3 protein-coding genes and 1 pseudogene are annotated in these 6,132 nt (G+C 44.0%); 1 reads left to right on the top strand and 3 read right to left on the bottom strand.

Annotated elements, in window-relative coordinates; genetic code table 11:
• Positions 1 to 19: 19 nt before the first annotated feature.
• Positions 20 to 112, bottom strand: a pseudogene (locus HUN22_RS18090) (hypothetical protein); the annotation flags it as partial.
• A gap of 60 nt (positions 113 to 172) precedes the next feature.
• Between HUN22_RS18090 and glyA the strand changes: the two are divergent.
• The gene (gene glyA / locus HUN22_RS03655; RefSeq protein WP_174726546.1) at positions 173 to 1,426 is read left to right on the top strand and encodes a serine hydroxymethyltransferase; all 1,254 of its coding nucleotides are present in this window, start codon (positions 173 to 175) and stop codon (positions 1,424 to 1,426) included.
• A gap of 47 nt (positions 1,427 to 1,473) precedes the next feature.
• On the opposite strand, the gene HUN22_RS03650 is transcribed toward glyA, so the two are convergent.
• Entirely contained in the window at positions 1,474 to 2,934 is a 1,461-nt protein-coding gene (locus tag HUN22_RS03650; RefSeq protein WP_174726545.1) for an efflux transporter outer membrane subunit, read from the bottom strand.
• A 12-nt stretch (positions 2,935 to 2,946) separates the two neighbouring features.
• Positions 2,947 to 6,126 (bottom strand): multidrug efflux RND transporter permease subunit AdeG, encoded by a 3,180-nt coding sequence (gene adeG / locus HUN22_RS03645; RefSeq protein ID WP_174726544.1) that lies wholly within the window; start codon positions 6,124 to 6,126, stop codon positions 2,947 to 2,949.
• Positions 6,127 to 6,132 lie beyond the last annotated feature (6 nt).

Raw genomic sequence — 6,132 nt, 5'->3', positions numbered from 1 at the left:
CTTTAAAGCAGCTTTTTTATTGATTTATAAACAATGGCTCATTTTTTATAAAACTTGAGCCATTTTTATTTAAAACTGAGCTAACTTCATTCTGTTTAATTATAAAGTTCATGCTACAATATGCCGCAATCTTAGCACGGCTTAAAAGCCCTAATTTATAGGACCCCCGCTAATGTTTGCCAATATTTCCATTTCTGAATTTGATCCAGAATTAGCTCAAGCAATTGCTTCTGAAGGTGAGCGTCAAGAAGCACATATCGAGTTAATTGCATCTGAAAACTATTGCTCTCCTGCTGTGATGGAAGCGCAAGGATCAAAACTTACGAACAAATATGCAGAAGGTTATCCAGGCAAACGCTATTATGGCGGTTGCGAGTATGTGGATATCATCGAGCAAATGGCGATTGATCGTGCTAAAGAACTTTTTGGTGCAGATTACGCAAACGTTCAACCACACGCTGGTTCACAAGCTAACTCTGCTGTTTATTTAGCGCTTCTTAACCCGGGCGATACCGTTTTAGGTATGAGCTTGGCTCACGGTGGTCACTTGACTCACGGTGCAAAAGTAAGCTTCTCTGGTAAAACTTATAATGCGGTTCAATACGGTCTAAACGCTGAAACTGGCGAGATCGATTACGAAGAAGTTGAACGTTTAGCGTTAGAGCACAAGCCACGTATGATCGTTGCTGGTTTCTCTGCTTATAGCCGTGTTGTAGATTGGCAACGTTTCCGTGACATCGCGGACAAAGTTGGCGCTTACCTTTTTGTTGATATGGCTCACGTTGCAGGTCTTGTTGCTGCTGGTGTATATCCAAACCCAGTTCAAATTGCTGACGTAACGACAACTACGACTCACAAAACACTTCGTGGTCCACGTTCTGGTTTAATCCTTGCGAAAGCGAATGAAGAAATCGAGAAAAAACTTCAATCAGCTGTATTCCCTGGTAACCAAGGCGGTCCATTAATGCATGCGATTGCTGCTAAAGCAATCTGCTTCAAAGAAGCAATGTCTGATGACTTCAAAGCTTACCAACAACAAGTTGTGAAAAATGCTCAAGCAATGGCTGAAGTATTCATCGCTCGTGGTTACGATGTTGTTTCTGGCGGTACAGACAACCACTTATTCTTGTTATCTTTAATCAAGCAAGATGTAACTGGTAAAGATGCAGATGCTTGGTTAGGTGCTGCTCACATTACTGTTAACAAAAACTCAGTTCCAAATGACCCACGTTCTCCATTTGTGACTTCTGGTATCCGTATCGGTACACCAGCAGTAACAACTCGTGGTTTTGGTGAAGCTGAAGTTCGTGAACTTGCTGGTTGGATCGCTGACGTGATTGACAGCAAAGGTGACGAAAAAGTTATTGCTGAAGTAAAAGCGAAAGTTGAAGCTGTTTGTGCAAAATTCCCTGTATATGCACAATAAGTTGTAAATATAAAAAAAGCGCCATATGGCGCTTTTTTTATGTCAAGTTAATTGGGTGAAGTAGCCTGCCATCCGCCTCCTAATGCGCGGATTAAATCTACGCTAGCCCTCATTCTACTGCCGTTCAGCTGTGCTGAAAGTTGTTCTTGTTGCAATATAGTCCGATCCGAATCAATCACATCAAGATAGCTAATGGCACCTTCTCGATAACGTAGATGAGAAAGCTGGTTTGCATGACGAGAAGAGGAGAGCGCTTGATTTTGAGCCTGAATTTGCTGATCGAGAATTCTTTGATCAGATAAACCATTTTCAACTTCGCGAAATGCATTCAGTACAGTTTGGCGATAATTCGCAACGCTTTCTTCATAGGCAGCTCGTGCTTGTGCAACGCCAGCCTTCCGTTGTCCGCCATCAAATAATGGCAAAGATAAAATAGTGCCTGCAACTGGACCAAGTAAGAATGTACGGCTCGACCATTTACCTAAATCACCTAAACTTGATGATTCATAACCGAGTGCACCTGTCAGGTCTAGTTTCGGGAAGAAAGCAGCGCGCGCAATTCCAATACGCGCATTATCTGCTGCCATAGCACGTTCGGCAGCAGCAATATCAGGTCGTCTTTCAAGTAAAGCTGAAGGTAAACCTGCTGGCAGATGGAGGCTGTTTGCAGTTAAAGGTTCAATTGCCAAGCTAAAATCAGCAGGTGTTTTGCCTAACAATACTGCAAGTGCATGCTCTGCATTAGCTCTGTTACGAGCAATGTTCAGTGCATTGGTTTGTGCTGTAGCCAGTTCAGTCTGTGCGCGAGAAACGTCTAATTCACTGACTAAACCATTTCTAAAGCGTGTTTGAACTAAGTCGCGTGTTTCGCTAAGCAGTTTAATAGTGCGATTATAAATTGCTTGTTCAGCATCTAACTGACGAATGAGAAAGTAACCTTGGGCAACATCTGCTTGCAAAGCTAAAAGCGCCGATTGATATAGAGCTTCTTGCTCTTGTAAATCAGCTGTTGCTGCATTGACACTACTGGCAATACGGCCAAATAAATCGAGCTCATATGAAACATTGGCTTGAGCGCGCCATAAGGTTTGTGCAGACGTATGAGCATTGTCATCTAGACCCAATGAAGCGGGAGATGGCTTTTGACGAGTTGGGCCAAAGCCAGCACCAATACTTGGTAATCGTTCAGCTTGTGCTGCTGAACGTATTGCACGTGAAGCTTGAATATTAGCCGCTGCCGCTTTAAGACTCTGGTTTCCGGAAATGGCTTGTTGTTCTAGCTCATTTAATTGAGCATCATTAAAAACACGCCACCATTCACCTCGGGCCTGCTGATCAGCAGGTTGGGCAATTTTCCAATTCTTGTCTTCAAGTTGAGCATCAGACTCTTTAAATTTGACTGGAACTATCACCTTTGCAGGTTGATATTCCGGAGCCAAAGAGCAGCCTGCAAGGAGCAGGCTTCCCATGAGTGAGGACAATAATAAGCTTTGTTTTGCTGTAGCCATTAAATATCCTCCTTAGTGGTCATGTGGGGTAGATAAAGGTGCTTCATGAACGGCTGCCGAATGTAATTTATGTTTACTGTTCAGGGTACGAATCAGCACATAAAAGGCAGGAGTCAGGAATAAACCAAACAACGTTACACCAATCATGCCGAAGAACACTGCAATACCCATGGCATGACGCATTTCAGAGCCTGCACCAGTTGAGGTAACCAGTGGTACGACACCCATAATGAATGCAATAGAAGTCATTAAAATTGGGCGTAAACGTAGACGACTTGCTTCAACAGCTGCTTTAAAGGCAGTTGCACCTTGCATTTCGAGTTCCCGTGTAAATTCGACAATTAAGATGGCATTTTTACAGGCCAGCCCGACCAGTACCATCAGACCAATTTGGGTAAAGATGTTGTTATCTCCGCCTGTCAGCCAAACGCCCGTCAGAGCCGCCAAGATTCCCATAGGTACAATTAAAATTACAGCTAAAGGCAAAGTTAGACTTTCGTATTGAGCAGCTAAAACCAAGAACACGAGTAAGACACTAATTGGGAATACCCAGAGGCCTGCATTACCGGCCAAGATTTTTTGGTAAGTTAAATCTGTCCATTCAAACTTGATACCACGTGGTAGAGTTTGAGCTGCAATACGTTCAACCGCAGCTTCTGCTTGGCTAGATGAATAACCCGGTGCAGGGCCACCGTTAATATCGGCTGATGTGTAGCCGTTATAACGAACGACCATTTCTGGACCGTAAGTTTGAGTTACATTCACCAATGAAGATAACGGTACCATTTGTCCGGCACTGTTACGGGTTTTAAGCTGCAAAATATCTTCAGGGTTAGCACGGAAAGGTGCATCGGCTTGCGCTCGAACCTGATAAACACGCCCAAAGCGGTTAAAGTCGTTAACGTACTGAGAACCTAAATAAATTTGCATGGTGTTGAAAACATCTGTCACAGCAACACCTTGCTGTTTAGCTTTGACACGATCCAAATCTACGTTTAGTTGAGGTACGTTAATTTGATAACTTGAGAACATTGGACCAAGTTCAGGAGCTGATTGAGCTGCTTTCATAAAGTTTTGTGCAGCATCATTTAACGCTGAATAGCCTAAGGCACCTCGGTCTTCAAGTTGCAGTTTAAAACCGCCCATCGTACCTAAGCCCATCACGGGTGGCGGTGGGAAAACTGCAATATAGGCATCTTGAATGGCTGAGTATTTCTGGTTGAGCGCACCTGCAATTGCATTTGCAGATAAGTCTTTCGCCTTGCGTTCATCGAATGGCTTTAAGGTCACAAAGACAATACCGGCGCTTGAGCTGTTGGTAAAACCGTTAATTGATAGGCCAGGGAAGGCAACAGCACTTTCTACACCAGGTTGTTTAAGTGCGGTGTCACTCATTTTACGAATGACAGCTTCGGTACGATCTAATGAAGCGCCGTTTGGCAGTTGAGCAAAGCTAATCAAATATTGCTTGTCCTGTGCAGGAACGAAACCGCCTGGAACAATATAGGAAATACCAACGGTTAAACCTAAAAGTGCTGCATAGACACCCATTGCTGATGCTTTATGGGAAATAACACGACTCACACCTTTACCATAGTTATCTGACGCACGTGTAAATACGCGGTTAAACAGCGCAAAGAAACGTCCGAATACACGGTTCATAATGCGTGTTAATGCATCAGGTTTAGCATCATGTCCTTTAAGTAACATGGCAGCTAGAGCAGGTGAGAGCGTCAGTGAGTTAAATGCCGAAATAACAGTTGAAATGGCAATGGTCATGGCAAATTGTTTATAAAATTGCCCTGTTAAGCCTGTCATAAAAGCAAGTGGAACGAACACGGCAACGAGCGTTAAAGCAATGGCAATAATCGGCCCGCTCACTTCTCGCATCGCGCGATAAGTTGCATCTCTTGGGCTTAAGCCTGCTTCAATATTCCTCTCGACATTTTCGACGACCACAATCGCGTCATCGACCACAATCCCGATGGCAAGTACCATCCCGAATAGTGATAGCGCATTGATTGAGTAACCAAAAGCAAGCATGAGTGCAAATGTACCAATAATTGAAACCGGTACGGCAAGCAATGGAATGATTGAGGCACGCCATGTTTGTAAGAATAAAATAACAACTACAACAACCAGTGCAATTGCTTCAAGTAAGGTATGAACGACTGCTTTAATACTTGCACGTACGAATTGAGTCGGGTCATACACAATGTCGTATTTAATTGAAGATGGGAAATCTTTTGAAAGCTCCTTCATCGTGTCGCGCACTTGGTCGGAAACTTGTAAAGCATTGGCACCCGGTGCTTGGAAAATTGGAATCGCAACTGCTTGTTTGTTATCAAGTAATGAACGCAATCCATATTGTGAGGCTGCAAGTTCAACGCGTGCAACATCACCCAATCGGGTGACCGCGCCATCTGGTGCAGTTTTTAAAATAATATCGGCAAATTCTTGTTCGGTGGTTAAACGACCTTGAGCATTGACTGAGAGCTGTAAGGGTGAATTACTTGGTGATGCACCGATTGTACCCGCTGCTACCTGAATGTTTTGTTCACGGATTGCAGTCACAATTTCAGTTGCTGTAAGGTTACGCTGTGCCACCTTTTGTGGGTCGAGCCACACACGCATCGCGTAGTCACCAGAACCAAATAAACCAACTTCACCCACACCTTGTAAACGTGCCAAACGGTCTTTTACGTTAAGCACCGCGTAGTTACGTAAGTAGGTCATGTCATAGCGACTATCTGGTGAGGTCAGATGTACAACCATGGTTAAGGTCGGTGAGCTTTTTAGTGTGGTGACACCTAAACGTTGCACATCTTCAGGCAAACGAGGTAAGGCCTGTGACACACGGTTTTGAACCAATTGTTGCGCTTTGTCTGGGTCAATGCCGAGCTTAAAGTTCACCGTAATGGTGAGGTTGCCGTCACTGTTTGCCTGAGATTGCATATACAGCATGTCTTCTACACCGTTGATTGATTCTTCAAGCGGAGAGGCAACGGTTTCAGCAATCACTTTCGGGTTCGCACCCGGATATTGAGCGCGAACCACCACAGACGGGGGAACAACTTCTGGATATTCAGAAATCGGTAGCTGGAATACCGAAAGCAGACCGGCGAGTAAAATCAATACTGATAAAACACCAGCAAAGATCGGCCGATCAATAAAAAATTTAGAGATATTCATATGTGA

The organism is Acinetobacter lactucae (assembly GCF_013344765.1).
In the GTDB taxonomy this organism is placed as follows: Bacteria; Pseudomonadota; Gammaproteobacteria; order Pseudomonadales; family Moraxellaceae; genus Acinetobacter; species Acinetobacter lactucae_A.
The sequence above is the reverse complement of the archived record's forward strand: the minus strand, read 5'-3'. Positions and strand labels throughout refer to the sequence as shown.

What these genes read in the sequence shown, in the direction of transcription:
- adeG (WP_174726544.1), bottom strand. Translation starts at nt 6,126, where the DNA reads ATGAATATCTCTAAATTTTTTATTGATCGGCCGATCTTTGCTGGTGTT.
- glyA (WP_174726546.1), top strand. Translation starts at nt 173, where the DNA reads ATGTTTGCCAATATTTCCATTTCTGAATTTGATCCAGAATTAGCTCAA.
- HUN22_RS03650 (WP_174726545.1), bottom strand. Translation starts at nt 2,934, where the DNA reads ATGGCTACAGCAAAACAAAGCTTATTATTGTCCTCACTCATGGGAAGC.